Origin of the sequence: Paenibacillus sp. LBL (assembly GCF_029893715.1) — a bacterium.
Taxonomy (GTDB): domain Bacteria; phylum Bacillota; class Bacilli; order Paenibacillales; family Paenibacillaceae; genus Paenibacillus_AQ; species Paenibacillus_AQ glucanolyticus.
Genome location: NZ_JARXYU010000006.1, coordinates 313,296 through 339,543, shown reverse-complemented (window position 1 = coordinate 339,543; position 26,248 = coordinate 313,296). Strand labels below are relative to the sequence as shown.

Below are 26,248 nucleotides of genomic sequence, written 5' to 3'. Positions count from 1 at the left end.
GTCTGTCCATTTTTAGAATGGAGCCACCATATAAGCTTGATCCTTATTGGATCCTGTTGTCTTTACGTCAATTTTCGAATTATGCAAAATGCTCAGTTAAAAGGGAGCGAAGGAATTCATGAAATCGATGGTAGCAAGTGAGACCGACCCAAATGTGAATCCACCATTCCAGAAGGAAGCCGATTACTCTTACCACGATACGATGATTCTTTGTACTATTTCCTCTCAAGAATATATGAACCTATCCCTGCACTTCCTGGACAAAAACTTGCTTCATGTCAGTTTATTGTTATGCAACAGGGCACTAGAATCCATGCTCAATGCATTATATATAAAGAAGGAGAGAAGGCGACCAACATCCAATATTGTGTTAGACGACATACTGCGGATGTTTTCTAAGCATTCAGGGCTAAACGTAGAATCGTTGATATTTATACAGACCATATCCTATTTATCACATGAGAGCTCCCTCATCAGCAAAATACAACCTACATATTTAATGAACCTGATCAAGAGAGCGGACGCGCTCCTTCTTCAAATCGCCAGCCAGCTGGAATTGCACTATAAAACATATCACTCTGTTTTTGAAAAATAAAGCTAGTTATTATCTACTTCTCGAGTAATTAAATATAAGAGGGGTGATTGCAATGGACGTTAGAGAGTTTGCGAATCGCTTTCAAAAAAGGTATCCTGATGTGGATAGATATGAGGTTGCAGATCATCAGGATATTAGCGAATTCGAGGATAGATTAGGGATGAAGCTGCCACAATCGTTCTGTACTTTTGTAAGCGAATTCTCTAATGGGATATTTTTACTGGATTGTGAACCTATCGGCGGGGTTAGCGAGAAATCCCCTTGTGGAACAGTAAGTAAGAGTAAAGTGATTCTTCCGGATCTTCCCGATAAAGTACACATTCGAGAGACAGATGAATTTATTGCCTCCCATCGTCTTATTTCTCTTACTATGTTTGATGCCGTTGCTAACTCCAATGATCACTGGGTATTCATATGTGAGGATGGAACCCCTAATAACGAATACAGATTAGGGTTTATTAGTCAAAGCTCAAAAGCCATTGTGAAGACATTATCCAGCTTCGAAGATTGGTTGACGATCTTTTGGGATCATGACAACGAGGATGAACAAGCTGTTCCGGTATTCAATACGTTTTATTCGACGTTGGATGATAGATTGGAAATATTAAGTGATTAAGTGCGGGGAGTTCATTTATATTTTTTGTGAGAAAAAAGATTGTCGATTTATGATTTACTAAATGACGGAGAATTGGAGAAATTATGGACATTTTAATTATAATACTTGCAGTTATTATTATTGCTTACTTAATAGGCATTGATAGGAACATACGTATCCAAAATTTATACTTCAAAGAAGTAATTAAACGACTAGATATGATGCTCAAAAACTACTCGTCATATGAAAATAAGAGAGATCGTTAATGAAGCTTCTCCGGAACGAACTAATGGTATACGGCACTTAAGCCAAAAGAAAAATTAAACAGCCTTAGTCCAATGGAAATCAGGGAAAGGCCGCTTAATTAATTTTAATTTTCTGCACTGTCTACTTGACGGGCCTGAGATAAATATAATATGAACAACGGCTTGAAATTTAATTATTAATGTATCTTTTTAGAACTTCTCTGCGAATTTGCGAATGTCTGTCAGAAGCTTCTTTATCCCCATGCGAACTAATTGAGAAATTTCATCTTTTTGAAGATTGAATTTCCCCTCATTCATATTAATCACACTATAATTTCCCATTCCATTATCCTTTAAAAAGACAATATAATTTTCTCCGTACTCAAGTTCTTGATATCCATCTAAGGAGATTATTGCTCTTTCACCGTTATTATCTATAATGCTGATTGGTTCAGTGAATGTGATAGTATCATCGTTAATAGTATTAGGGTGAACGATTTCTGGTTTTTTTAGAAACTTTTCAATTTTAAAATCAGTTAGAGTATAGAAATCGGCTAAAGACCCATCTTCATGTCTTACCTCCTGGTGCTTTCTTGATTGAAATTCTTCAGCAGGTGTTCCAAGCACAATAATATCGGCACTTTTACTGAGATCACTTTCAGAATCATAACTAATATATGAGGCTGGAAAATTAATAACTTTTAATTCCTGGTTATTTAATTTAATTAAGAAAAATATAAAAAAACAAGCAAGTATTAATACAATAGCCGATACTGTATATTTCATTTTACTTCCTATCTGTGTTTTCATATCTGATCCTCCTTAGTTACCCCATTTATTTTTTAACTGTGTTTTATCCTCTGTATTAGGTGCAATACTAGTTAATGCATTAGAGTCATTACACAATTTTTTGTTTTTTTCATCACAATATAATACTACATAATTTGTATATATAGTTAAAGAATGCAATTATAAAAAGCTACGTTTTTTTAAAAAGAAAGAAATATTACTGAATACTTTCGACTTATAGAAAAAAGTTACCAAGCATCCTGTTTTTGATTCAGACGCTGGCGTATGCCATTCGCTATGTCTAGGGAAAGAGGGCCAGGAAAGTGAGTTTAGCTACGGTCCGAGTGATGGGGAGGAAGCTGTATATGTGACATCGGCCAAACTTACCGATCGGATGAGAGAGCTCATTTTACCAGAGGGACGTTAAAGCTGTTAGCGGCTCTTCCTATATGTTCCGGCAGGCTCAGATTACAATCGGGTGCTAAGTTTATGGTTTATCTTGTACGTGTCTTCGGAATCAATGACCAACGCCGAAAGCCCCAAATCCCCTAAACAACGGTTGAGACGTATAAAAGCAGGGTATTGGGAGATGAATGAATACCATCATCAGGAGGCGATGAAGTGAACAAGAAGACCTACAAGTTGAAGCATATGGCCGGAGCATTTCTTGCCGGAGCCATGCTGTTTTCAGGATTTTCGTTGGCGGCTGCGAATCCCGAAGGAACCTTGGATGCAATTAAACGCACAACGTCGAAAATAAGCTACTACGTTAACGGCAAGGACCACTCGACACCTGCCGGTCAATTTATGAACCAAGGGACGGCAGCCCCGGATTCTATTGTTCAGAACGGCACGACCTATGTGCCTGTGCGAATGGTTTCCGATCTGGTTGGACAGCTGGTGTACTGGGAGCAGGCGTCCCGGACGATCTCTTTGGGGCTGCCTGTGGTCAAGCTGTACAATGCGGCGGGCGAGTCGGTTGGTTCCGCTACCCTGGAGCAGGTCAATGACGGGGTGAGGGTGAAGATGACCGCATCCGGTCTCACGCCAGGCAAACACGGATTCCATGTGCATGAGAATGCGATTCAGGGTGGGGATTTCAAATCTGCCGGCGGTCACTTTAACCCGACAGATAAGCACCACGGCCTTGCGCATCCGCAAGGAAGCCATGTTGGCGATATGCCGAATCTGGTCGTAGGCCCTGACGGAACCGTGGAAGCGGAGATGATCATTCAGCATGGAACCCTTGAAAAGGGTCAGCCGAACTCGGTGCTGGGCCGCTCGCTCATCATCCATGCCGGTGAAGATGATGGCGTAACCGATCCATCAGGGAATTCCGGCGACCGTGTGGCCGGCGGGAATATTCCCGAATAGTTGGTAAGCTGCTCGGGGATGGCTTTTGCAGCATAGGCATGCCATCAATAAACGCATCTCCACAGGGAGATGCGTTTTTTTCTAATGATGGTGCATCCATATCTAATAAAATGACGGGATGAGCATTTTTATGGAAGGAACCATCTTAGAACCGGCGGCCTGGCGGGGCATGGGCACCCGTTATTGTGCAGCGGTTATTCTAATGAAGGGCCTGTTCGATTTTCCAGTTGACATCGTATGTGATCTATCATATTATATCTCTTGTTGTAAATGAATGGCTTGCTGAATTGAATAAACCAAACTCTATCCTGTGGATGGAGTGGCGGAACTTTGTCAAAGAAATATTCTTTGGTTTCATTCGCCCCTTGTCAGTGAAATGACAAGGGGCTTTATGTTGTTATGGACCAGAAAGGGAAGAGGTTTACCATGAATATGAGGTTACTGAAATATGCTTTACTTGTTTTTTTAGGGGCATGCAGTTATGGATCGCTCTCTACCATCATCAAGCTTGGAATGAAAGATGGATTCAGCATGCAGCAGCTGGTAGGATCACAGTACTTTTTTGGATGGGTCATGCTGCTCCTGTTGGTCTTGTTATTTTCGCGAAAAAAGCTGGGGATGAAGCTGGGCCTCTCGTTATTAGTTGCTGGCATCACGATCAGTTTGACGGGCATATTCTACGGATTTGCTGTGGAGGAATTGCCTGCTTCGATTGCGATCGTTCTTTTATTTCAATTTACTTGGATTGGGGTCATTCTGGAGGCTATCGTTGATAGAAAGTTCCCGAGTCGCGAGAAATGCATTTCGATGCTCATCCTTCTTATCGGTACGATCTTAGCAGGGGGGATTCTTGAACCAAGTGTTGGTGGGATTACGGCCAAAGGTGTTATTTTCGGCTTAATGTCGGCCGTGTCGTTTGCCTTCTATATATTCGTAAGCGGGAGGGTGGCTACACAAGTGCCTGCGGTGAATAAAAGCTTGTATATGACCACTAGTGCCCTGATCATTATTTTGATGGCTTTCTCGCCTTCCTTCATTTATGATGGTGCGATTCCAGACGGACTTTGGAAGTTTGGTCTTCCTTTAGGGCTGCTGGGCATCGTGATTCCGGTCCTTTTCTTTTCCATTGGTGTCCCGAAGCTGGGCTCAGGTCTGGGCGCGATACTGGGTGCGGCGGAACTTCCGGCAGCCGTGGTGGCTTCGGTGTTAATTTTGAATGAAGAGGTGTCGCTGCTTCGATGGGTTGGGATCATCGTTGTTCTGCTTGGCATTGCTACGCCGCAGCTTCTGCCGATATGGATACGGAAAAAATCCACAACCCCCCTACTTCCCAAGGTAGAAGAGTTATAAACTGCGAACTGAATCGTAGCTTTGCATGGGACGGTAATTCCCGCTCAACCGCAAGGCTCATATGTAAAAGACTGCCCCTAAAGCCTACGCTGACGTAGTTCCTTTGGGGGCAGTCGTGTTTAGCATGTGTGATTACGATGGCCTTACCATTTTACTTCGCGCTAGGCAGCAATTTATTCAATACAATCGCTGCAAGAGCAGCCGCTAGTATGGGTGAACCGAACAAATACTGCACGAATGTAGGCAATGTATATAAGAAGTCTTTAGGAATGAGTACTAACGCTAACGTCAAAATCATCGGTATGGCGATAATGTACATTTCTTTTTCACCGATTTTCTCGTTCTTCATAACCTGGATCCCGTTAATCGAGATGATCCCGCAGACGATGGCGAATACGCCTCCGATGACGGCGGTTGGAATTGAGGAGATCAAAGCGGCCAGTTTGCCTGAACAACCGAAGAGGATAAACCATCCGCCTACCGCAAGAAAGACTCGGCGGCTTGCCACGCCCGTGATGGAGATAATGCCTGCATTGGTAGAGTAACCGGTGACCGGCGTGGAGCCGAGTCCTGAAGCAATCAGGCAGCTGATTCCTTCGCCGATGACGCCCCGATTAATATTTTTATCCGTTAACGGTTTATCAATGACGTTGCTGATGGCAAACCATGTACCTGTCGTCTCCGCCAGCAGGACGAGATAGATGATGACCATGGTGATAATCGCCGACAAGTCGAACGAAAAGCCAAAATCCTTAAATGGTATCTGCGGCATGCTGAACCAGCTGGCGCTGGCGACAGCGCTGAAATCCAGCACACCCATCAAGTTGGCCGAGATACAGCCGATAATTAACGCGATCATGACGGACGTAACCCGGAATATCGCGCCTCGCGTTCGGAACAGGGATCCCAGGATGACAAACAGGATGAGTGCAGCCGCTGAGATCAGGGCCAGCAGCACGTTTTGATTAATGGTTGCGTCCGTGGCGCCGTAAATATTGTCCCGGATGGCAACCGGCAATAAAGACAGACCTACAATGAAGATGATGGTGCCCCCGACAATGGGCGGGATGAAGGATTTCACGATTTTATTGAAAACTCCCGTATACCCCAAAATCACCACGAGGATTGCACCCACCAGGCTGGCACCCAGCACGGAGCTCCAACCGAGCTCCCCGCCTCCGCTGGCGGCATAAATCGCAACAATTGCACCAAGAGGAACATAGGATGGACCTTGCGCCATCGGCAGCTTCATGCAGAAATACGTTTGCACAATCGTGGCAAGCCCGGCTGCAATAAACGTGGATTGAATTAATGCACTGGATTGATTGGGCGATAAGCCGATTAACATGGCAATTAGGAAAGGAACAACATAAACGTCCATCGCGACGACATGCTGTAAACCGAGAATGGCGGATTTCCCGACAGATATTTTACCGTCAGGTGGAACCGTTAAATGCTGTGAGTTCGTTTGCGTGTTATCTTGTTTGTCTGCTTGTGTTTTCACTCCGATGGACACCTCGAATGTTTGGATTAATTGCGATATATCTTAGCGTGAATGAACCTTTTCTCCTTGTACCCAGACCTCGCGAATATGTTCAGGCCGTGCGAGATACATAATCTTCTGAAAAATATCTTGTACGTCCTCCAACTCATCAAAAATCGGCAGCTTCGCGGACGGCAGTCTCGTATCGATCACCTGCACATCCCATACGTAGTTTTCCTGAATACGGCCAATCGGCAAGCTTAGGCTTTCACCGCCTCCGGCCGTAGCCAGATAGAATGCCTCATGGACCGTGATCCGCGACTTGGGTACGCCGCGCTCGGCAGCCGGAAGGGAGGTGTTCACGCCATCCTCCAGCATCCTCGAAGACATCACGGCTTGTCTTATATTATCGAAGAGACTGGGCGAGAAGCCGCCGGATAGATCAGAGCCCAAACCAATCTCAACATTGTGGGCATGGAAGCGAGCAACCGGGATGACGCTATTGGCGAAATAGGCGTTGGATATCGGGCAATGCGCGATAGCGGTTCCGGTGTCAGCGAATAATTCGGCATCCTGATCATCGAGAAAATTACAATGAGCCATGACCGATTTATCACGCAGCAGGCCAAAATCATGCAAGGCAAACGCATCGTTTTTCTGGAATCGATCCTTCACATGACCGTGTGCCCAATCGCTTTCGCTGCAGTGGGACTGCACATACGTATCGTATTTGGCTGCCAGCTCGCCCAAACCCTTCAGCCCCGCATCGGTACAGCTTGGAATGAAGCGTGGAGTGACGACGGGATACACGCCTTGTTTCGTGGTCTTGGCGAGTTCCTTGACAGCGATAATAAATGCTTCCGTATCCACCAATGCTGTGGATGTGTCTGCATCGCGGTAGTAATCCGGATTTTGCTCGGGATCGTCCATGACGACCTTCCCAACAAGTCCGCGCTGGCCTTTGCCCGCACAGATTTCGGCTAACAGCAGGCTGGCTTCCTTATGCACCGTGGCAAAATAAAGCGCCGTCGTGGTTCCGTTGGCTAGCAGGGTGCTTACCAAATCCTCGTAGACCTTTTGCGCAAACTCGAGATCGGAGAATTTCGATTCCAGCGGGAAGGTATAGGTGTTGAGCCAGTCATAAAGCGGAATGTCCAAAGCGGTTCCAGATTGAGCCCACTGCGGGGCATGAACATGCAAGTCAACAAAACCTGGCAGGAAATACTGTCCCTCCTCTAATCGATGAAAGCTGTCGCTGCCCTGATACGAATCCAGCAAGGATTGATATTCGGTGTCTTCCGGTGCCACGACTCGCTCAATCATTCCGTCCGCATTGATGCAATATAGACAGTCTATTAACACTTGAATTTCGGTGGGAGATTTGCTTGAAAAAGAAGTCCCTTGAAACAATTGCATATATTTACTCATGTTTACCGCCTTAATGTTCGTTTTTTCGAGCGCTTTTGTCATTATAGTCCGTTAAAAAAGAGATGTCTATAGTATAAAGGCGAATAGATATGAGCACTTGTCTGGTAGGGTGATCACTAAGTATGAAGGGTTGTCCTTGGAGAGAAATAGGGGCTATGATGAGTATGGAGTTCAGGATTCTCCTTTATCCAACGTTTAATGAAACTTAAGTAATTGATAATATGTTTTAGTCAAAAAAAGAGCCAAGGCTCGAATTATTTTGAACTCACTAATTCCTCACCTTTGACTCTCCAAATCTTCACACCGCTTACAAAAGTATTGGATTCTTTATCATATGTCACTTCCTGTGCCTCCAGCGTTTCGTTTAGATTTGTTGCTACGATATGAGCATTCTTAATTTTGTAAATTGATGTTTGGGCAGCAGTACCAACTGTAGCAACAATCTCATTGGTTCCGTCCTGCTCAATATCTGTCTCCACCGTATGCGCTTTAACAATTGTTGTATATGCATTTAAATGAGTGATCTACGGCCCGATAACCATTGAGATGAGTGGATCTTCATGAAAGAAGTCTGCGGACGCAATACGTCCGGAGTCTTTTTGTATAAACAAGAGGATATCAACTGGCCCACACAGAATAACTTGAAGCTGCCATTATTTTTGAGATTTGAAGAGGATTTGTAATGAAGACAAAATTGATCATGGTCGGAGGTCTGCCGGGATTCGGCAAATCGACGACGTCCCGTATGATTTATGATATTTTAACCGAAAGAAACATCGAGGCCCGGCTTGTGTTGGAAGGGGATGTTGACCATCCGGCGGATTATGAGGGAACGGCGTGTGTGACTGAAGAAGAATTTGGGCAGTTGCCGCAAGCCGCAGGCGCCTTTAATATTGATCGAGCGGGCCGCCAAAAAAGGCAGCTGGTATCTCCTGCCCTACCAGAAGCTGAAGAACGAATACGGTACCTCTTTTCCGGATGACCTAAATATCATTCCTTGTCCAAGCAGGATGTTTACGAGCTCCTGCTGGATCTCAATAGGAGACTCATCACCGAGCGGTGGGAGGCATTTGCAGAGCAGGCGTTGCATGAACCTGTTGTCATGATTTTTGAGTGCTGCTTCATCCAGAATCCGGTGACCGTCGGCATGGTGAAGCACGATGCGCTGGAGGGCGTTGAAGGGACGCTGGAAGTATTGGAAGCCCGGCGCAAGCTGGAGCACCGGATCTTGGACAGTCTCGGACTGAACAAGGAGCGAATCAACAACTCCCTTTATGATCAAGAGACGTACAGAACCATGCTGATGGACAAGCTGAAGCTGCATGGGGTCATCCAATAATGTTATTTTCGTAGATAAGGAAGGACGGTTTAATGAAGCGCTTATTAATGATCATGATGCTCTACATAACGGCTCTATTGGTAGGTTGCGATAAGGAACCCGGTTGGGAGACGATGCAGCTTCTAGACGAACAGGTTGCCGAAATCCGGATTTCAGCGTTCGAGACATGGGACGAGATGAATGGGGATACACTGCTGTCTTTCAAGGATGAGAAGGCTGTAATCGCATTTGAGGAAGCGATCCTTGCCGCTCGCAAGCAGCCGGATGATGCCAAACGAACGGACCCGGATTACGACGTGATGGTCATCTATGCCCAGCAATCTCCGATTCATGCCATCAAGCTGTGGTTGGGAGAAGAGGGTCATGAAAGTGTGTTCAGCTACGGTTTCAAGGATTGGGGAGAAGATGTATATGTGGTTTCGGCCAAACATACGGATCGGATGAGAGAACTCATTTTGCCAGAGGGGCGTTAAAGCCGTTATCGGAGCCCCTCTCTTTTTCTGTTCAGTAGCTGGATATTATAGAAAGTATGAGTTTATTTATTGATTGTAAATATCTTTGGAATTAATGACTATTACCGAACGCCTCATCCCATAAAATAACGACTTAGACGTATAAAATCAGGGGATTGGGAGATGAATGAATAACATTATTCAGGAGGCGATGAAGTGAAAAAGAAGACCAACAAGTTAAAATATATGGCTGGCGCATTTGTGGCCGGAGCCCTGCTGTTTACAGGAATTTTGTTCGCTGCTGCGAATCCCGAAGGAACCTTAGATGCGATGAAACATTCGATGTCTAAAATAAGCCACTATGTTAACGGCAAGGACAACTTCACCGCTGACGGCCCGTTTGCGAAACAAGGAACGGCGGCTTCGGATTCTAAGTTTCCTACCGGCAGCAGCGATGTACCCGCTCGCATGGTTTCGGATCCGGTTAACCAACCGGTGTTCTGGGACCAGGCTTTCAGGGAGGAAACTCTGGGGCATCTTGTAGTCAAGCTGTACAATGCGGCAGGAGAGTCTGTTGGCTCCGCTACCTTGGAGCAGATCAATGACGGGGTAAAGGTGAAGATTACCGCATCTGGCCTCACACCAGGAAAACATGGGTTCCATGTACATGAGAACACGATCAAAGATAGAGATTTCAAATCTGCTGGTGGGCATTTTAATCCGACCGACAAGCATCATGGCCTCAAGCATCCACAAGGAAGCCATGTTGGCGATATGCCGAATCTGGTCGTAGGTGCAGACGGTACCGTGGAAGCGGAGATGATCATCCAGCATGGAACTCTTGGAAAGAACCAGCCGAACTCCGTTTTGGGACGCTCGCTGATCATTCATGCCGGCGAGGATGACGAAGTAACCGATCCATCCGGAAATTCCGGCGACCGGGTGGCCGGGGGGAATATCCCGGAGTAACCCTGCAAGCAACAGGTAACATGTAGTTTGTAGCATATGAGAGCCAGTGAAAAACGCATCTCTATAGGGAGGTGCGTTTTTTGTGGTGATTGTGTAGCGGGACGAAGAAGAAGAAAACGAATCCTGCCTTCAGGAGGTAATCAAAGGATCTTGTATAATTTATTAAAGGTCGATAATTTGACTTCATTCCGAATAATGTTTATACTTTGTATAAACATTTGTGTGAGGTGGTAGCATGTCGCAAGTTCAAAAATGGGGAAACAGTTTAGGCATTCGCATCCCAAAGGCACTGGCCATGGAGATAGGACTTGAGGAGGGATCAGAAATCGATCTTGACGTTGAAGATGGTCATCTCGTCATCAAACCACGGACCAACACACTGGAAGATCTACTTTCGAAAATAACGCCTGATAATATCCATTCCGAGGTTCAAACGGGTGAGCCGCAAGGACGGGAGTCATGGTAAAAGAACAATACATTCCTGATCGTGGCGACTTGGTATGGATTCAGTTTAATCCTCAATCTGGTCATGAGCAATCGGGGAAACGGCCAGCTCTTGTACTCTCACCTGTAACGTATAACGGTAAGGTCGGTTTAGCCTTATTTTGTCCGGTTACTTCCAAGGCTAAAGGCTACCCCTTTGAGGTTGTTATTCCTCAGGATTTACCGATAGAAGGGGTTATTCTTTCTGATCAAATCAAGAGTCTCGATTGGCAATCTCGCCAAGCCAAGTTTATTTGCAGAGTTCCTAAGGAGACCTTGAATGAGGTTTTGTCTAAGGTAGATTTATTGATTCATTAATTGAAAATTATTGTATACAAACCGCTCCTTCGTTTCGGTTATATTGGAGCGGTTTTTCTACAATCGAAATCAAGAAATACATTGAGTAAACATCTAGGAACCCCATTTAAACTCCCCGCACCATACATGCTAAAATAGAACCATCATACGTTGTTATTGGAGGTATCTTCATTGAACATTCAACTGGGCCATTTTGAAGTGAATTCGGGGCAATTGGTTGTCGCGGATCCTTGTTATGAGTTGGACAAGCACATGGTCATCATGGGTGTGTTGGAACCCGTATTGAATGGAACGTGGGCTTCCGAAGTGGAGAAGGTGGAGATCCCGGATTGGGGCGAAGCCAACGCCAAGCTAACGGCTTACCATCATTCGGCAGTTGAACAGGGGCATTCCTGGAGTGGATCAAGTGTCCTTTTATAGCTGGGGTGGATAGCGGGCAGGCGGGTATTTTTGATATTCAAAAGTATCGAATTCCGGATGCGGATTCAGTATCGGATAGCTCGGACACGGATACGGAATGGTATTATGCCTGCTGCGACATTACCGAGAGCGGGGAAGAAGCGGGCGTCCTGGATGGGGGCGTCGTATCTCGTACCGGCATGGGCGATGGAGCATACGGCGTGTATAAGGCCGTGAATGAGTTGGAACAGGTGGTTGGCGTAAAAATTGTGTTTATCAAGAGTTAGCGGAGTGCCAATGAAACGAAAATAAGCAAGAGTGAACAGCCATGGAAGGGGATTCTTTTATGGCTGTTTGGCTGGTCGTCCGTGTATCCACCTGAGGAGGAGTAAAATGGCTTCGTAAGGGGCTACTGAGCCGAATGAGCCTACCTATTAACCAATAACATACATATTCACCGGGATGCTATCGAACCTCATTTTAATCGCTTTCTCTTTCATTTCTACTGGATAGCTGACTCTTGTTGCCAACGCAAAAACACCTCCAAAGTTGTCCCCATTTCTTACGAGATGGTTGCTTTCTATTGAAGGTGTTTTTAATTTGTCTCACGTTATAGGATCAGTCCCAGGAAACTCACGCTTTTTTGTAATTACTCGTAGACATTACCTGCTCCAAATACATCATAACTCATATTTGTAATTCTTATACGAGCATTCGTTATTGGCGAAGCACTAAGAGATATGCTTTCACTGTACCACGTTCCATTTTGTGGATAGTTACCATTTACCGTTTTTTGTCCATACCAGTTAACATTTCCTCCTGATAAAGGTTTAACAATTTCGTAACGAACTGACGCTGTACCAATTCTATCATTCTGCCAACCATGTACAGTTACAGAGCCTCTAGAAATATTGAAATTTGTTTGTCCAAGTAAAGGTTGTTGACCAAAAAGGTCAAAAGAATAATATACTAATTCAGCAAATGGCTGGATAGTTGTTTCAGGTTCCTGAATCATTTTATGAATTGGTGTTCCAGCTTTGACTTTAAGATAATCTGATGAACCTGGGTCAAGATTAACTTCTAAAGGCTTTATTATAACCTTCCACCCCTGTTCAGTTTTTGAAACGGTGTATGGGAGAGGAGGGTAATTATCTACGTCTGTATATGTAAGTTGGACTTGGAGTTGATATTCCGTATCATTAATGTTTTCAACTTTGAGAATTTCGTAGCTAACTAAAGTGTCTGTTGCAAATTCATTATATCCTTTTTCTCTACTCTTATTGTCAATGTAATTTAGATCATTAGAATACTCAATCATTCCATTTACATCATTTTTAAGTAAAGCCTTAAAATAGAGGTGTGCAACATCCAATGCTTCATTGCTTTTTTCAACCGTGTTCGCTGAGGTGGCAAAGATTGAAGTACTCAGAAAAAGACTAAGTAAAAGAAATAAGGGCATGATTTGTTTTAACTTGTTCACAATTTCCCCTCCCAATATTTTTTGTACACGCTTATATTACAATAATAGGAAAATATTTTCAATAATATTTTCACTATTTTTAGACATGTTTGGCTTTATATACGTCTTACAGTAAAGAAAAAAGTTTGGAGGTGAGGTTAGGATGGACAATTTTACAGATGAAAAAAAGTTGATTTTAGAGATAATGAACGGAGAAATAGATAAATTCTCAATTATAATCGATCAGTATCAGAACAGAATATTTAGTTATTTTATTAAAATGGGCATGAATTATAGTGATGCACAGGAACTTACCCAAGAAACTTTCTTCAAGGCATACACAAAACTTGATCAACATAATTTATCGAAAAAGTTTTCAACATGGCTTTTTAGTATTGCTATCAATTTAATGAGGGATTTTCAAAGAAAACAAAAGTGGATGCTAAAACTTCCTTTTGCCGTGAATGAAAACGTAGCAGATTACAGGACACCGGAAAGTGAATTTATATATGAGGATCAAAAAAAATCCATAATGAATTTATTGAATGTTTTGCCCATGAAAAAAAAACAAATACTGATACTTCGTTATCTGGGTGAACTCAGTTATCAAGAGATTGCTGACATATTGCAAATATCTTCAATGAAAGTAAGAAATGAATTATTTAGTGCTAAAAAGAAGCTTCGTTCAACAATTCAGGAAAAAGGAGATGATTTAAATGAAATGCTTAGAAACTTCGGAGATTGAAAATTTAATTTTTGAAGAGGATAATAGTCTCCAAAAACTCCATATTGAAACATGCCTTCACTGCACACAAGTTTATCAACGAGTTCTTAATGAGCATCGTGATCTACGTTATTTATTTAGTGTGGAGAGCCCCAAAGAACAAATAAATGAAAACGTTATGCATTCCATTTATAATCATGTTAGAACGAAGGATCCAATTCGTCAAAAAAAGGGATGGAAAAAACAAAGGTTATTGGCTGTGTTCACATCAGTCATATTAATTATTGGGTCATTCCTCTATATATCTGGGCCAACTATTGCTGACACGTTTAAATCACTTTTATCAGGGGGCACAACTGACATTGGATTGTTAGATGCAAAAAATTATGGAACTATTCTGGATCCTGGCGTGTTAGTCGTAGATCATGGTTATACCTTAAAAATAAACGAAGTTAGTGCAGACGGCGGACGTATGGTAATGGCTCTTCAGCTTATTAATTCTAATGGTTTAAGTTCAGAAGGTATGCTGAAATTAGGTGAAGAAAACCGCATATATGTTCAAGATGAGAAAGGAAATATATTAGGTGAGTTTAGCAATGTAGGCAAAACCAACGATTACTACCAGTTATCTGTGATATTTCCTAACATTATTGAATCAGAAAGCATTAAGGTAGTTGGTGAAATTAATCATCTTGGAGGTACGGTCAGTAATCAAAAAACGATACAGGGAGATTGGAATTTCAATTTTGCGTTGGATTTAAATAAAGCTAATCAGATATCCACTGTAAAAGAAATTAATCAGTCCTATATTGTTCCTAACACAAATATTACTGTTCAGATGAATAGGTTAATTCAAACCCCTTCATCAACGAGACTAGAGATGGAAACCACTTCGACCTCCCATAGATTAAAAGTTGGAAGTCTTATGTTTCACTTTGAAGATGATACTGGAAATGAAATCCATAGTGTAGGAAGTACCAAGGGTGGGCATAAGCAGGGATTGCTAGAAGTACATCATTATACTGACCCCCAAGATGAAAAAATCACACATTGGTCTTACTCCTTTATAAATATTCCAGATGACGCTGTTTTTGTATTTGATGGTCTTTCACTATTGGAGGAAGATGGTTCTTCGATTGTTTTTAATACAAATGAATTGAGACAAAACAGAATAACGTTCAAAGGAAAAAACAACGAAGATCAGATTCATTTAAATGATGTCACTATATCCACTGAGGGAGGGGATAAAAACAGTCAAACTATAATTAAAATTAATGGCTTTAGCAACAGTAACTTTATAAATGATCAATGGTTTATTCAGCCTATTGGTGACATAAAGAAATATCCAGTTCAATTCAGAGGTGGCTTATCTCCTTCAGGAAATGGGACTGAGATTAGTGATAATTCTGAATTTGTTATAGAGGGACTTCCGCATATTGAAGGAGAATTTAAGGTAGTCCGGACATTAATGGAAAGAATATATACTTCTGTTGATTGGAAAATAGATTTAAATGAAAAATAACTTAGTGATAGTCGGATATTTAGTAACGACGGTATTCATTCAGTTACCAAAGCATTGCGGTATTGACTTTAACGAACAGCAACAAAAGAAACCCTACCTACCACTTCAAAAGAAGAAGGCGAACGGATCCTCCGTTTGGCCTTCTTCTTTTGAGGTGGGGTGAATTTCAATTAGTGCCATAAAGTATGATTTTTGGGACACTTTAGAATCCCTATGTTTCTACGTTCAAAACCATTAAAATGACTTTAGGAATGTTCCAAGATATTTAATCACTTTTTGAAACGACAAGATGGGAGTGGGACTGTTGAAACTGGCATATGGTCGAGTATCTACGAGGGACAAAAATTCGGAAAGGCAGCTCGTCAAATTTCGGGAGCTGGGTGTAGAGGAACGGTACATATCTGTGGATAAGTTAAGCGGCAAGGATTTTGAGAGACCAAAGTATCAGGCCGTGCGTCTTCTGATCCGAAGGAATGTGTCATATGAAATCCCGTCCAACCTGACGGATGGGAAAAGGAATGTTGAAGTCAAGTTTGTATCGACTGAAGGGAAATTGGCTGGTGGGGTATAGGGTGTCCGAAGTATCGACTAGGTTAAGAAGGAGAAGTTGGAGATGAACTAGAGAAGTACTTGTGTACGAGGTAATGGGATTCTTCCCCGTGAGACAAGATATTCGGAAGAACCACCAGGAAATACGCAATGTAGTTAATAATGCAAAACCCTAAATAAAAATTCGTCTCGCTATGCTATAACCGGAAACGGTAGCTCAATCAAGACGAGAAGACAGCTAGGATATACCGCCCCCTTCCAGCGGAATTTTGAACAGCGCATTATGCAGGTCGAGCGATCTGCGATTCAGCGTGTCATAATCGGCATTGGTCTTCTCATTAATGATCGCGATCACCTTGGACAGCGTGTATTCAAAAGGGAGCTCCAGCAGCGGAAGCCCATATACTTGTTCGCTAGATCAATCATGTTTTGCGGAATACGGTCAAAATAACGTTTCATTTTGATGCACAGGCCCGCGCAGTTGTTCTCGCCAATTCATGAATGACCCGATTCTGCAGCTACTCGCTATCTTTAAAAATATATCCGGTGGATAAGAGCAGCTCATTCGAAGCCAGCCAATCGAATACATCCGGATTTTCAATAATATTCACAATGGATATTTGGTGATCAATTCCTGCCGAACCTGCAACGAGTTTAATGCCTTCGATCGCTTTGATCTGAAGGATGTCCCTGATGGTAAGCATTCTTAACACACACCTTTGTTTTTGTTCTCATTGTGCAATGTGCACAGTGAATATGCGATGTTTTTAGTTTCGCTGTACAATGATCGGAGTGTAGCCCTGGATTACAATAAGGGTGTCAGGAGCGGTTTGCAACTTCAACTGTGATATAATTCACAAAATATCCTTTTGGCAGTGGAAAGTCATTCACCTGTTATATGTTCGACGTTTATATATTGGCTAATTTTGAATTCAGTATAGCATCTAAGGTCATTTATCCACAACTAAGGCATAGCCGATTCAAGGTGAATGAACATTCAAAGGGGATAGCCTGACAAAAGACAGCACTGGTCCATTTGTAAGCTAAGGAGGCGATATGACGGGAAGCTGCGGGAAGAAAACCAGTACTGAAGCCGTTTGTGTTGTAAGCGCAGCCATCTCTTGCGATGCGGGATTCCTTCAACAAATAAGTAGCTTGAAATTTTATGGGACGGTACACACCATCTTTGATCGAACGGTGAACCTGAAGTGTCCGAACGGTGAATTATATACGATTGCCACTGACAGTGTGGACAATGCTCCGAATACGCTGATCACGGACATCGACAGCTTTTCGAAAAAGGGGCTGGCGATTGGAGATCAGGTCTATGCGGAGGGAGAGCGGTTATACGTAGGGAAGAATGCAGCTGTTATGCTTCAGCAAGTCCATGTATGGCGGAGCAAGCTCCCATCCTATTCGGAAGAAGAAGAAATCTTAAGAAACCATGTAGCTGCAGCCCAGTTATGAATTGAAGCTCATGGCAAGGCCGGCGGGATGAAGCGATCGGCAGAGACCGCAAATCCTTTGGATCAGGAAATGGATAGATTGCTGAGAGAGCGCTCTGCGGGGCTTCTTGAAGCGTTATCCAAAGGCGAAGTCAGTCTTGCATTCATTTCGTAATTGCTTGTTCATTGTAGCAGTCTTGGTACCGTTTACATAATCCCATAATCCGCAAACATCGTCTAAAATACGCAACCTATTTTGGAGTGGACAAAGATCTGAGCAGGTTATACTTTTAAGAATTCTTTCAGATCCGTTAGGGCAAGATATGGTTTGGAACAACGTCTGGCAAGATGGAGCTGTTCCTATCACAATGTCGAAGGAGTGAGATGGATGGCTAATAAAAATGATCGTAATCAAAAGGTTGATTCTGACCGCGACACGACCAACATGGATATTGACGCTGGAGAAGCCTTAGGAACTGCAGGCGGTGGCGTCGCAGGTGCTGCCGTTGGTTCCATATTGGGTCCAATCGGCACGATTGCAGGTGGTATCGCAGGCGCAGCATTGGGTAACAAAGCTGGCGATGCTGCAGAGAATGACGACAACGATTCAAAATAAGCTGCGTTAGTACAACCATCTGCGTGAGTAAAAATAAGCGGACCCGGGGATTCCCGTGCCTTCGATTATTTGTAGCTGCATGTTTAAAAGAACCGCGCTCCCGCGCGGTTCTTTTATAGGAGGGACCGTATGAAGAAAGATATGCGCTGCTATCATTGTTTTTAGTATTTTACTTAGCGGTTGTAGAATGCAACAGCGATACCTACTAATACGGAACAGAAAACCGGGACAGAGGTTCCTGAACGAGAAAATGATGTACCACAATTCACACCGCTTAATGAAAGTAACTATGAAGGCGCTCAAAAGGGGTCGATAATAGTAACCGTCAAATCACTTGAAGATAAAATGCTACTTGAAGAACGTAAGTTTTGGTATTATATTGCCTTGAATGAAGAAGAAGGAAAATGGAAGACAGAATGGCATCTGATAGCATCTGTAGTTGTAGCTGTATAGGCCCGCCTATGGTACGATATGAGGGATTGGCAAGCTAGTAAGCTAGTAAGCTAGCAAATCACCATGCAATCATAGACATCTGGATTGGGGATAACATCTTGAAGACGTTTAAGAAAGTTTACATAGAGATTACGAGTATTTGCAACTTGGCTTGCACGTTTTGTCCGCCGACGGAGCGCAAGGCCAACTTCATCAAGGTAGAGGATTTTGCGAGAAGATTGGACGAGATCAAGCCGCACACCCGTTATATTTATCTGCACGTGAAGGGGGAGCCGCTGCTCCATCCGAAGATCGACGAACTGCTGGATATCAGCCATGAAAAAGGATTCAAGGTCAACATCACGACCAACGGCACGTTGATCGCGAAGAACCGGCATAAGCTGCTGGGCAAGCCAGCGCTGAGACAGATGAACTTTTCCCTCCACAGCTTTGATGGACACGAAGGTTCAACGAACCGCGAGGGATATTTACGGGAGATTCTATCCTTTGTCCGTGCCGCAGAGGAGTTTAAGGTCATCTTTTCATTCCGTTTATGGAACCTGACGCAGGACAATGCAACCAATCTGGACAAGAGCCGAAATCGCCAGACGCTCGAAATATTGGAGCAGGAATTTAATCTGGACTACCGAATCGAGGAGAGGGTTGAACCCGGCGGGGGCGTGAGGGTGGCGGATCACGTCTATCTGAACCAGGATTACGAGTTCCAGTGGCCGAGCCTGACAGCGCCGGAGGATGAAGGAAAAGGCTTCTGTCATGCGCTTCGCAGCCAGGCGGCCATTCTTGTGGATGGCACGGTTGTGCCATGCTGTCTGGATGGGGAAGGTGTCATCAACCTGGGGAATATTCATCAGAAATCCTTCTCGGACATCGTGGACGGGGAGCGGGCGAATAATCTCGTGGATGGCTTTTCGCGGCGGGAAGCCGTTGAGGAATTATGCAGAAAATGCGGGTATCGGCAGCGGTTTGGAGCTTAAACCAGAGAAGCGGAGAAAAATTCCGCTTCTTTTTTTGTACCAATCTGTGGTATCGTTATGTGTTATGACGTAAAGGAACGGCTTGTGGAGACTCTAAGAAGAGATGCCCCATGTTACGTGATGCGAAAAATATAGCTATTCACCATAAAGGAGATTCCATGACATTTCAAGATTTAAATATATCCCCTGTAATTCTTAAGGCTTTAGCGAAGGAGAATTACAAGGAGCCAACGCCGATCCAGGCTCAGGCGATCCCGGCTGTGCTGGCCGGCAGAGACTTGCTGGGCTGTGCCCAGACCGGAACAGGGAAAACAGCCGCTTTTTCGGTACCCATGATCCAGTTATTGAACGAACAACCCCCTAAACCGGGCATGGCGCGACGCATTCGTGCATTGGTATTGTCGCCGACCCGGGAGCTTGCCCTGCAAATTTCGGATAACGTCAAGGCCTACAGCCAGTTCACGAAATTGCGTTCTACCGCTATTGTTGGCGGCGTTTCGCAGAAGACGCAGGAACGGGCGCTCCAGCAAGGTGCGGACATCCTGATTGCGACCCCGGGCCGACTGCTGGATCTCATGAATCAGAAGCGTATCGATCTGCAGCATGTGGAGATTCTGGTGCTGGATGAGGCTGACCGTATGCTGGATATGGGTTTTATCCATGACGTGAAACGAATTATTTCCAAAATGCCGAGCAAAAAGCAAACGCTCTTCTTCTCGGCCACGATGCCTGCGGAGATCACCCAGCTTGTAAAAACATTGCTGCAGAATCCCGTAAAAGTTGAGATCACACCGGTATCTTCTACGGCTGAACGAATCAAGCAATCGGTGTATCTGCTGGAAACCGGGAATAAACAGAAGCAATTGAATGAGCTGATGAAGGATCCATCCATCGTGTCCGCATTGGTCTTTACTCGTACGAAGCGCGGCGCTGACCGAGTTGTGCGCGATCTGACCAAGGTGAATATTACGGCACAAGCCATTCACGGCAACAAATCCCAGGTCAGCCGCCAGACGGCATTGAAAAATTTCAAGAGCGGGGAGACCCGGGTGCTGGTGGCGACGGATATCGCCGCCAGAGGCATCGACATTGACGAATTGTCGCATGTCATTAACTTTAATCTTCCTAATATCCCGGAAACGTACGTTCACCGGATTGGCCGCACAGGGCGTGCTGGCCTTAGTGGGACGGCGATTTCGTTCTGCGAAGTGGACGAGATTCCTTTTCTCCGCGATATTGAAAAACTCATCGGAAAGCCCATTCCCGAGGTTAAAGATCATGACTTTCCGATGTCGAGTTCATTAAGATCCGCCAAGGTGGACCGTTCCCCGAAATCGGGCTCGGCAAGACCGGGCAATGCCAAGTCGGCGGCGGCCAGACCTGCTAAGCCCAAGGGTGATGCAGCCCGCAAGCCGAAGGCCGACACGGCACGCAAGCCGAAGCCGGACGCAGTGCGCCATTCGAGCACGGATACCGCGCGTAAACCCAAGGTGGACGCAGTTAGTAATCCGTATTCAGAGATGGCACGTAAGCTAAAGGCGGAAGTAACGAATAAGCCCAAGGATGGCCAAGCCCGTAAACGCAGGTCTGAAGGATTCAATAAAGGCAGCAAGGCAGGCAGAACCTCGTAAGAGGAGTTGACGATTAACGGATGAGTTTATGCAGGCGTTCCCGCTATTCCACAATCATCCTAAACAGAAGAACAAGAAGCACCCGTTCCCTTCATTGAAGTGGACGGGTGCTTTTTTATTCGAAATGGTATGTATTACGCATTCTTTCTTCCCACAAGAAACAGGAACAACGGAATTCTGAGCCTGCGCTCATAGGTTTCGTCGTTCGTAAAATTCTCTCGCACCGGCTTGGACTCTCGAAGCTGTTCGACGATAAAGCCGGCTTCCTGCATCGCTCGGAAGTAAGCCTCGACGGTACGATGGTATTTATGAACGGTGCCGCCGAGCCATTGTTGTTCGCGGTAGCCCTCGTTAAAGTAATGGTCCACCACCCAGTTGGTTCTTGTACCCGATGGCTGAAGGGTGGAGGTGATGACGGGATGCTCGACGGAGAAGATCAACCGGCCGCTTGGCTTCAAGGTCTGATGAATGCAGCGGAAGACATGCTCAATATCCTGAAGGTAATGAATGGCAAGTCTGGACAGCACCAGATCGTAGGCATCTGGCGGGTACGTATAATCCTCTATCATCGTGTGTACTACGGTACCATTGCTGTAAGCTGCAAGTGAACTGGAGGCGGCTTCGACCATATTGCGGGAACCCTCGATGCCGACATAAGTGGAACAGCCCTTATCCAGCAGCTCGGTGCCATATCCGGCATCTCCGCACCCGAGGTCCAAAATATGCTGATCGGAGATATCCCCGAGCAGCTGCGAGATGACGGGCTTCTCTAACGTATCGTTGGCGTTCTCCTGCCATTGCCTCCGCAACATGTACTTCTCGAAGTTACTTTCGTTATCGTAAAACTCTGATCCGCGATAGCTCATAAGTACCTCCTTCAAAATACCTTCCTGGATCTACCATGGTGTATGGTAACATATCGGAGGGTGGTATAAACCATATTCCGGGAAAAAAGTTAAGAGCGAAGCGACTAACAAGTTAGAGTAAACACGCGCATTCCATGTTGACTTTAGAATAACACGCGTCATAGAATCTGATAAGAACACAATTACGAGTAAGCGTCATGATCGAAAAAATGACAGATAGCGAGAGTGAACGATGAAAATTCAAAAGATAAAGAATAGAAGCGTTTTGTTTACCAACCATATCCCCTCGGGATGGGATTTAAATGTCCAGCTTATTATGGGAGACCGGAATAATTACATCATTGATACGGGTCTGGGATCTTTGAACATCGAACCAGTTAAAGAATACATAAAGCACGACCACAAGCCCATCATTGTGATCAATACACATCATCATTGGGATCATATATGGGGGAATGGTTCGTTCCGGGACTGCACCATCGTATCTCACAAGCTATGCAGGGACATGATGGATTCCGGCTGGGAAGACATGATCCAGAAAAACAAGAGATTCATTGAGGGTGAAGCAGAATTGGTCCTTCCCAATCTGACATTCGATAACGAATTATATTTCCCTGAGGACCATATACGAATCATGTATACGCCAGGACATACTGTGGATTCCATAAGTGTACTGGATGAAGCGGACAGGGTGATCCATGTTGGCGATAATGTCGGAGACTCCATGGATGAAATCATTCCAAGCCTATACGTAGACAAGGAAATTTATATTCGGACACTGCTGAACTATAAAGAAATGGATTTTGACACTTGTATATCGGGTCATAATACCGTTTTGGATCAGCAGATCATAGAACAGATATTGAGCAAGCTTTAGGACAACCGGGCAGCTCTGCAGTGCACTAGTAAATAACCGAGTGAGAAAAAGGGGGGAATCCCTCGTTATCACTCGGTTTTCTAGTATCCGTCAATGCGTTTGGATTTTGATTGTCGGTTGCCTCACCGCGTCCGGGTATGAAGATCGCGCGGATAAAGCTGTTCGGAAGCAGGCGGATGAAGCTTGGCATCGAATGATTCCTCCTATCGGAAACTTGGGTTGGGCTGATTGTGAGATAAACCGAATTTATTGCCCGCCTTTTTTAACCGTAGAGAGTTCGCCTTATGTTGGATGATGGTGACCTCAATCTGACCGGTCATGCAGCCATGAGCCTTATCAAGGGTTCACAAGGATTAATGGGTTAAGGAGGTGCCAATTCCATGAAAAAAATATACGTCGTGCGGCATTGCCAAGCGGAGGGACAAGCTGCGGATGCTCCGTTAACCAGGGAGGGGGTCCGGCAATCGCATGCGCTTGCGGAATTTCTGTCCGACAAAGGGATAGACCATATGGTTTCGAGCACTTATCGCAGAGCCTATGACACCATATCGCCTTTGGCGGATCGCATGGGCATACAGATTAAACGGGACGAGAGGCTAATGGAGAGAGTTCTATCGGGCAAAAACGTTCCTGCATGGCGCGAGATGCTGCGCAGAACCTATGATGATTTGGACCTGTGTTATGAGGGCGGAGAATCCAGCAACAGGGCGATGAATCGTGCGGTTCGTGTAGTGGAGGAGATATTGCAGAGTCCCAGCCAAAATGCCGTCATCGTGTCACATGGCAATCTGATCTCGCTCCTGTTGAAGTATTACGATAACCGAATCGGTTTCCGAGAGTGGGAGGCTCTGTCCAACCCTGACGTGTACCAGCTTAGCTTCCAACAATCAGATGTTCCGGATATACACCGAATATGGAGCCCTTAACGGCAGGCACGAAGCCATGTATGTAAAAAAGAATTCATAAGCATTTATTCCCTATATTTGGCGGCACGCCTTCCTCTATAATGGAATTGCACAGGTATAGCAGCGCGTGAATCCTAAAGATCAGACTTCATATAACAAAGGTGAAGCGCATTGTGGACGAGCTATATATGTGTATGGGTTCGCAAGATCATTAGAGAGATTATGAAATAAAGGGGATATGAATCATGGCCAAAACCAAACGGGGCCGCGCACTATGGAACATGCCATCACGCGGTCGCGGCACATGCCCGGTATGCAGCACTTCGCGCATTAAGCTGCTCTACGTTGCCAACAAGTCTGACGGCACGGCGCTTAAGGTATGCAAGAGATGCCAAAATGCCGATCAGAGCAGAGTAGACGCGGCGGTTGTGTAAGCTGGGACGCAGCGATTAGCCGCAGTGTGCAAATCAGGCCGAGCGCCGAGTAACAACCAGAGTCATTAGAGACCCGTTCCTTCGATAGAAGGGCGGGTTTCTTAGTTTTGCTATTGAAGCCTATTTATCATGGATAGGTTTACATTTTATTCCTCATGGTTTACCATCTAATTTAATGATTGATAAATTAGATGTTTGTTAAATTATTTAGGGAGCTGAGGATTGGCTATGCAATTGGACAAAGTGGTCAGTTATCATAAAGCGCTGGCGGACCCGACCCGAATCAAGATGCTCATCCTGCTTGCCGAAGGGGAGTTGAACGGACAGCTTCTGGCTGAGAAGATTGGCGTCACACCGGCGACGATCACCCATCATGCTGCCAAGCTGCGGGAAGCGAGTCTCATTAATGAGCGCAGGGACAAGAACACGATCTTTTTTTCGCTGAATGATTATTTTATTAGAAATACCGCGACGGCGACGGAAAACCTGATCTATCAAAGAGTACGTTCAACTGGCGGCTCGGAGCGCGTGTTGGATGAGGATCAACGGATGAAGGATTCCGTTATGAAGAGCTTTTTCACTTCCGATGGGAAATTGAAGAGTATTCCTGCCCAACTGAAGAAGAAACTCATCGTGCTCACGCATATGGTATCTCAGCTTGAAAAGGAACGAAAGTACAGCGAGAAGGAGATCAATGAGTTCATTAAGGGCTATCATGAGGATTTTGCGACCCTTCGCCGAGAGTTCATCATGCACCATTTCATGTTCAGGAATGACGGGGTGTATGTGCTGAATCCGCAAGAAATGTGGGCAAGGTGGAAGGATTTATCGTGACCACGGTTGGCATATTGTGAGTGACCCATGACGAGGGGCTGAGGCAGAAGTACAACTTGACCCTGGATGTCATTAAGGAGCTCATTCTTGAGTTCGAACCGGATGTTATTTGTGGAGAGGTCCTTCCGAGCAGTTGGAAGCAGTACCAGCAGGACAGATCCCATCGTGGATACTGGGGTGAGCCAGCCAGCGAGTATTGGGATTTGATCTTTCCGTTATGCGAAGAGAAGAAATATGAGTTCGTGCCGATCGATTGGGTAGAGCTTGATGTGTGGAACGATTTTGACCCTTTTCACAGTTACGGCGAGCTGCAAAAGCAGCAGTTAAATGCCGAGCTGGATGAGTGGTTTGAGCGGCAACTGTCGACTTGGGCATCGGGTCCGATTCCTCTAAATTCAGCAGCGTACGATCGGGTTACGAAGGAGAAGTATGAATGGCTGGAGCGAATCAATCCGCAGGCCCATCTACTCAGGTGGGTATGCCGGCATCTGATCATGAATCAGCGAATCAAGAATGCTATTGGGCAGCATGCGGGAAAACGGCTCTTATGTATTGTAGGCGCAGACCATAATCATGCGCTGTATGAAGGGCTGGCCCCGGTAAAGGATATCCAGCTGGTATATCCGCTGAGGTAGGGCGCGGCCAGTGCAAGTCCCTTAGGGGGTCTTGCAGGCTCCAAAGGCTCGCTCGCGGCTCGCGCAAGTCCCATAAAGGGACTTGCAGCTCCCAAAAGAGGCGCTCGAGCTGGCAAAAACAACAAGAGTCAAGGAGCTGTTTATCGCTTGGGGGCAACTTCATAGAGAAAGGAATCGAGCTAGGCTGCGCATGTGACGACTCGGCGTCAGGGGATATTGGGATCGCTGTCTGTGACCATTGGGCCGGGCCAAATGTGCCATATGATGCGGATCTATGGAAACTTTACCAAAAATGGTACAAGTCTATTATAGGTTCTAACAAATTTGTTACATCCTACTTGCGCTATGACGATATTATAGAATAATATGAAAGAGCGCGGCTTTCATAGTGGAAAACTCGCGCTTTTTTTGCTATCTAACTTGCCTGAGTACCTCCTTATCGGAAGCCCCCCTATAAGAGAGTGTGATGACGAGTAAGGCCGGCATGCCTTAAGTTCGACAGGCT

At 44.9% G+C, this 26,248-nt stretch carries 29 protein-coding genes and 2 pseudogenes; 23 read left to right on the top strand and 8 right to left on the bottom strand.

The window, feature by feature from the left end; genetic code table 11:
- Positions 1-118 precede the first annotated feature (118 nt).
- Both M2277_RS16435 and M2277_RS16430 read left to right on the top strand, forming a co-directional pair.
- Positions 119-595 carry a hypothetical protein gene (locus M2277_RS16435; RefSeq protein WP_280755192.1) on the top strand — a complete coding sequence of 159 codons (477 nt, stop codon included), beginning with the start codon at positions 119-121 and terminating at the stop codon, positions 593-595.
- Between the two features lie 52 nt (positions 596-647).
- On the top strand, positions 648-1,211 hold the full coding sequence (locus tag M2277_RS16430; protein ID WP_152826830.1) for an SMI1/KNR4 family protein: 564 nt from the start codon (positions 648-650) through the stop codon (positions 1,209-1,211).
- A 434-nt stretch (positions 1,212-1,645) separates the two neighbouring features.
- Here M2277_RS16430 and M2277_RS16425 read toward each other — a convergent pair whose 3' ends face one another.
- A complete protein-coding gene (locus M2277_RS16425; RefSeq protein WP_280755191.1) occupies positions 1,646-2,245 on the bottom strand; it encodes a hypothetical protein in 600 nt (199 codons plus the stop codon).
- Positions 2,246-2,845: 600 nt separating this feature from the next.
- Between M2277_RS16425 and M2277_RS16420 the strand changes: the two genes are divergently transcribed.
- The gene (locus M2277_RS16420; RefSeq protein WP_280755190.1) at positions 2,846-3,598 is read left to right on the top strand and encodes a superoxide dismutase family protein; all 753 of its coding nucleotides are present in this window, start codon (positions 2,846-2,848) and stop codon (positions 3,596-3,598) included.
- Between the two features lie 432 nt (positions 3,599-4,030).
- Positions 4,031-4,948: an EamA family transporter gene (locus tag M2277_RS16415; RefSeq protein ID WP_280755199.1), complete on the top strand. Its 918-nt coding sequence runs from the start codon at positions 4,031-4,033 to the stop codon at positions 4,946-4,948.
- A 151-nt stretch (positions 4,949-5,099) separates the two neighbouring features.
- Here the strand turns inward: M2277_RS16415 and M2277_RS16410 are convergent, their stop codons facing one another.
- The 3 genes from M2277_RS16410 to M2277_RS16400 form a co-directional block, all read right to left on the bottom strand.
- Positions 5,100-6,452, bottom strand: coding sequence for a uracil-xanthine permease family protein (locus M2277_RS16410; RefSeq protein ID WP_280755189.1), 1,353 nt, complete (start codon positions 6,450-6,452; stop codon positions 5,100-5,102).
- A gap of 42 nt (positions 6,453-6,494) precedes the next feature.
- Positions 6,495-7,859 carry a guanine deaminase gene (guaD, locus tag M2277_RS16405; RefSeq protein ID WP_280755188.1) on the bottom strand — a complete coding sequence of 455 codons (1,365 nt, stop codon included), beginning with the start codon at positions 7,857-7,859 and terminating at the stop codon, positions 6,495-6,497.
- A gap of 254 nt (positions 7,860-8,113) precedes the next feature.
- Positions 8,114-8,338 (bottom strand): hypothetical protein, encoded by a 225-nt coding sequence (locus tag M2277_RS16400; RefSeq protein ID WP_006208402.1) that lies wholly within the window; start codon positions 8,336-8,338, stop codon positions 8,114-8,116.
- A 203-nt stretch (positions 8,339-8,541) separates the two neighbouring features.
- Between M2277_RS16400 and M2277_RS16395 the strand changes: the two are divergent.
- The 7 genes and pseudogenes from M2277_RS16395 to M2277_RS31655 all read left to right on the top strand — a co-directional run bounded on the left by M2277_RS16395 (position 8,542) and on the right by M2277_RS31655 (position 12,106).
- Positions 8,542-9,198, top strand: a pseudogene (locus M2277_RS16395) (P-loop NTPase family protein).
- Between the two features lie 32 nt (positions 9,199-9,230).
- Positions 9,231-9,671: a YhfM domain-containing protein gene (locus M2277_RS16390; protein WP_006208404.1), complete on the top strand. Its 441-nt coding sequence runs from the start codon at positions 9,231-9,233 to the stop codon at positions 9,669-9,671.
- Positions 9,672-9,866: 195 nt separating this feature from the next.
- Positions 9,867-10,619 carry a superoxide dismutase family protein gene (locus M2277_RS16385; RefSeq protein WP_036640785.1) on the top strand — a complete coding sequence of 251 codons (753 nt, stop codon included), beginning with the start codon at positions 9,867-9,869 and terminating at the stop codon, positions 10,617-10,619.
- 235 nt (positions 10,620-10,854) lie between these two features.
- On the top strand, positions 10,855-11,085 hold the full coding sequence (locus tag M2277_RS16380) for an AbrB/MazE/SpoVT family DNA-binding domain-containing protein (protein ID WP_006208406.1): 231 nt from the start codon (positions 10,855-10,857) through the stop codon (positions 11,083-11,085).
- Entirely contained in the window at positions 11,079-11,420 is a 342-nt protein-coding gene (mazF, locus tag M2277_RS16375; protein WP_006208407.1) for an endoribonuclease MazF, read from the top strand. The genes M2277_RS16380 and mazF overlap by 7 nt, the downstream gene beginning before the upstream one ends.
- Positions 11,421-11,591: 171 nt before the next feature.
- On the top strand, positions 11,592-11,840 hold the full coding sequence (locus tag M2277_RS31660) for a hypothetical protein (protein ID WP_348537784.1): 249 nt from the start codon (positions 11,592-11,594) through the stop codon (positions 11,838-11,840).
- A 5-nt stretch (positions 11,841-11,845) separates the two neighbouring features.
- A complete protein-coding gene (locus M2277_RS31655; RefSeq protein ID WP_348537783.1) occupies positions 11,846-12,106 on the top strand; it encodes a DUF4241 domain-containing protein in 261 nt (86 codons plus the stop codon).
- Between the two features lie 362 nt (positions 12,107-12,468).
- Here M2277_RS31655 and M2277_RS16365 read toward each other — a convergent pair whose 3' ends face one another.
- Positions 12,469-13,299, bottom strand: a complete 831-nt coding sequence (locus M2277_RS16365) for a hypothetical protein (RefSeq protein ID WP_036640781.1) — start codon at positions 13,297-13,299, stop codon at positions 12,469-12,471.
- A gap of 142 nt (positions 13,300-13,441) precedes the next feature.
- Between M2277_RS16365 and M2277_RS16360 the strand changes: the two genes are divergently transcribed.
- From M2277_RS16360 to M2277_RS16350, 3 genes are all read left to right on the top strand, one after another.
- Complete coding sequence (locus tag M2277_RS16360) at positions 13,442-14,023, top strand: RNA polymerase sigma factor (RefSeq protein ID WP_036640780.1); 582 nt, start codon at positions 13,442-13,444, stop codon at positions 14,021-14,023.
- Positions 13,995-15,524, top strand: a complete 1,530-nt coding sequence (locus M2277_RS16355) for a DUF4179 domain-containing protein (protein ID WP_036640779.1) — start codon at positions 13,995-13,997, stop codon at positions 15,522-15,524. Before M2277_RS16360 ends, M2277_RS16355 begins: the two co-directional genes overlap by 29 nt.
- 304 nt (positions 15,525-15,828) lie before the next feature.
- A complete protein-coding gene (locus M2277_RS16350) occupies positions 15,829-16,095 on the top strand; it encodes a recombinase family protein (RefSeq protein ID WP_036640777.1) in 267 nt (88 codons plus the stop codon).
- A gap of 222 nt (positions 16,096-16,317) precedes the next feature.
- Here M2277_RS16350 and M2277_RS31750 read toward each other — a convergent pair.
- A pseudogene (locus tag M2277_RS31750) lies at positions 16,318-16,777 on the bottom strand (PucR family transcriptional regulator ligand-binding domain-containing protein); the annotation flags it as partial.
- 352 nt (positions 16,778-17,129) lie between these two features.
- Between M2277_RS31750 and M2277_RS16340 the strand changes: the two are divergent.
- The 4 genes from M2277_RS16340 to M2277_RS16325 all read left to right on the top strand — a co-directional run bounded on the left by M2277_RS16340 (position 17,130) and on the right by M2277_RS16325 (position 21,192).
- Positions 17,130-17,540 carry a hypothetical protein gene (locus M2277_RS16340; protein WP_280755186.1) on the top strand — a complete coding sequence of 137 codons (411 nt, stop codon included), beginning with the start codon at positions 17,130-17,132 and terminating at the stop codon, positions 17,538-17,540.
- Between the two features lie 366 nt (positions 17,541-17,906).
- Entirely contained in the window at positions 17,907-18,134 is a 228-nt protein-coding gene (locus M2277_RS16335) for a glycine zipper domain-containing protein (RefSeq protein WP_280755185.1), read from the top strand.
- 551 nt (positions 18,135-18,685) lie between these two features.
- On the top strand, positions 18,686-19,561 hold the full coding sequence (locus M2277_RS16330; RefSeq protein ID WP_036640775.1) for a radical SAM/SPASM domain-containing protein: 876 nt from the start codon (positions 18,686-18,688) through the stop codon (positions 19,559-19,561).
- Between the two features lie 158 nt (positions 19,562-19,719).
- Positions 19,720-21,192: a DEAD/DEAH box helicase gene (locus tag M2277_RS16325; protein ID WP_036640912.1), complete on the top strand. Its 1,473-nt coding sequence runs from the start codon at positions 19,720-19,722 to the stop codon at positions 21,190-21,192.
- A gap of 134 nt (positions 21,193-21,326) precedes the next feature.
- Here the strand turns inward: M2277_RS16325 and M2277_RS16320 are convergent, their stop codons facing one another.
- The gene (locus M2277_RS16320) at positions 21,327-22,058 is read right to left on the bottom strand and encodes a class I SAM-dependent DNA methyltransferase (RefSeq protein ID WP_280755184.1); all 732 of its coding nucleotides are present in this window, start codon (positions 22,056-22,058) and stop codon (positions 21,327-21,329) included.
- 232 nt (positions 22,059-22,290) lie between these two features.
- On the opposite strand from M2277_RS16320, the gene M2277_RS16315 reads away from it, so the two are divergent.
- The gene (locus M2277_RS16315; protein WP_040680308.1) at positions 22,291-22,935 is read left to right on the top strand and encodes an MBL fold metallo-hydrolase; all 645 of its coding nucleotides are present in this window, start codon (positions 22,291-22,293) and stop codon (positions 22,933-22,935) included.
- Between the two features lie 25 nt (positions 22,936-22,960).
- Here M2277_RS16315 and M2277_RS16310 read toward each other — a convergent pair whose 3' ends face one another.
- Positions 22,961-23,125, bottom strand: a complete 165-nt coding sequence (locus M2277_RS16310) for a hypothetical protein (protein WP_156515044.1) — start codon at positions 23,123-23,125, stop codon at positions 22,961-22,963.
- 190 nt (positions 23,126-23,315) lie between these two features.
- Here M2277_RS16310 and M2277_RS16305 point away from each other — a divergent pair, with 190 nt between their 5' ends.
- The 4 genes from M2277_RS16305 (at position 23,316) to M2277_RS16290 (ending at position 25,743) form a co-directional block, all read left to right on the top strand.
- Positions 23,316-23,861: a histidine phosphatase family protein gene (locus M2277_RS16305; RefSeq protein ID WP_280755183.1), complete on the top strand. Its 546-nt coding sequence runs from the start codon at positions 23,316-23,318 to the stop codon at positions 23,859-23,861.
- A 224-nt stretch (positions 23,862-24,085) separates the two neighbouring features.
- Complete coding sequence (locus tag M2277_RS16300) at positions 24,086-24,274, top strand: hypothetical protein (RefSeq protein WP_009593181.1); 189 nt, start codon at positions 24,086-24,088, stop codon at positions 24,272-24,274.
- Between the two features lie 228 nt (positions 24,275-24,502).
- Positions 24,503-25,108, top strand: a complete 606-nt coding sequence (locus M2277_RS16295) for a DUF2087 domain-containing protein (RefSeq protein ID WP_006208420.1) — start codon at positions 24,503-24,505, stop codon at positions 25,106-25,108.
- Between the two features lie 20 nt (positions 25,109-25,128).
- Complete coding sequence (locus M2277_RS16290; protein ID WP_280755182.1) at positions 25,129-25,743, top strand: hypothetical protein; 615 nt, start codon at positions 25,129-25,131, stop codon at positions 25,741-25,743.
- The last annotated feature ends 505 nt before the right edge of the window (positions 25,744-26,248 follow it).

Excerpts from the sequence above, each read along its gene's own strand:
- M2277_RS16435 (WP_280755192.1), top strand. The coding sequence starts at position 119 with ATGAAATCGATGGTAGCAAGTGAGACCGACCCAAATGTGAATCCACCA.
- M2277_RS16430 (WP_152826830.1), top strand. The coding sequence starts at position 648 with ATGGACGTTAGAGAGTTTGCGAATCGCTTTCAAAAAAGGTATCCTGAT.
- M2277_RS16425 (WP_280755191.1), bottom strand. The coding sequence starts at position 2,245 with ATGAAAACACAGATAGGAAGTAAAATGAAATATACAGTATCGGCTATT.
- M2277_RS16415 (WP_280755199.1), top strand. The coding sequence starts at position 4,031 with ATGAGGTTACTGAAATATGCTTTACTTGTTTTTTTAGGGGCATGCAGT.
- guaD (WP_280755188.1), bottom strand. The coding sequence starts at position 7,859 with ATGAGTAAATATATGCAATTGTTTCAAGGGACTTCTTTTTCAAGCAAA.
- M2277_RS16390 (WP_006208404.1), top strand. The coding sequence starts at position 9,231 with ATGAAGCGCTTATTAATGATCATGATGCTCTACATAACGGCTCTATTG.
- M2277_RS16380 (WP_006208406.1), top strand. The coding sequence starts at position 10,855 with ATGTCGCAAGTTCAAAAATGGGGAAACAGTTTAGGCATTCGCATCCCA.
- mazF (WP_006208407.1), top strand. The coding sequence starts at position 11,079 with ATGGTAAAAGAACAATACATTCCTGATCGTGGCGACTTGGTATGGATT.
- M2277_RS16360 (WP_036640780.1), top strand. The coding sequence starts at position 13,442 with ATGGACAATTTTACAGATGAAAAAAAGTTGATTTTAGAGATAATGAAC.
- M2277_RS16355 (WP_036640779.1), top strand. The coding sequence starts at position 13,995 with ATGAAATGCTTAGAAACTTCGGAGATTGAAAATTTAATTTTTGAAGAG.
- M2277_RS16340 (WP_280755186.1), top strand. The coding sequence starts at position 17,130 with ATGACGGGAAGCTGCGGGAAGAAAACCAGTACTGAAGCCGTTTGTGTT.
- M2277_RS16335 (WP_280755185.1), top strand. The coding sequence starts at position 17,907 with ATGGCTAATAAAAATGATCGTAATCAAAAGGTTGATTCTGACCGCGAC.
- M2277_RS16325 (WP_036640912.1), top strand. The coding sequence starts at position 19,720 with ATGACATTTCAAGATTTAAATATATCCCCTGTAATTCTTAAGGCTTTA.
- M2277_RS16320 (WP_280755184.1), bottom strand. The coding sequence starts at position 22,058 with ATGAGCTATCGCGGATCAGAGTTTTACGATAACGAAAGTAACTTCGAG.
- M2277_RS16315 (WP_040680308.1), top strand. The coding sequence starts at position 22,291 with ATGAAAATTCAAAAGATAAAGAATAGAAGCGTTTTGTTTACCAACCAT.
- M2277_RS16310 (WP_156515044.1), bottom strand. The coding sequence starts at position 23,125 with ATGCCAAGCTTCATCCGCCTGCTTCCGAACAGCTTTATCCGCGCGATC.
- M2277_RS16305 (WP_280755183.1), top strand. The coding sequence starts at position 23,316 with ATGAAAAAAATATACGTCGTGCGGCATTGCCAAGCGGAGGGACAAGCT.
- M2277_RS16300 (WP_009593181.1), top strand. The coding sequence starts at position 24,086 with ATGGCCAAAACCAAACGGGGCCGCGCACTATGGAACATGCCATCACGC.
- M2277_RS16295 (WP_006208420.1), top strand. The coding sequence starts at position 24,503 with ATGCAATTGGACAAAGTGGTCAGTTATCATAAAGCGCTGGCGGACCCG.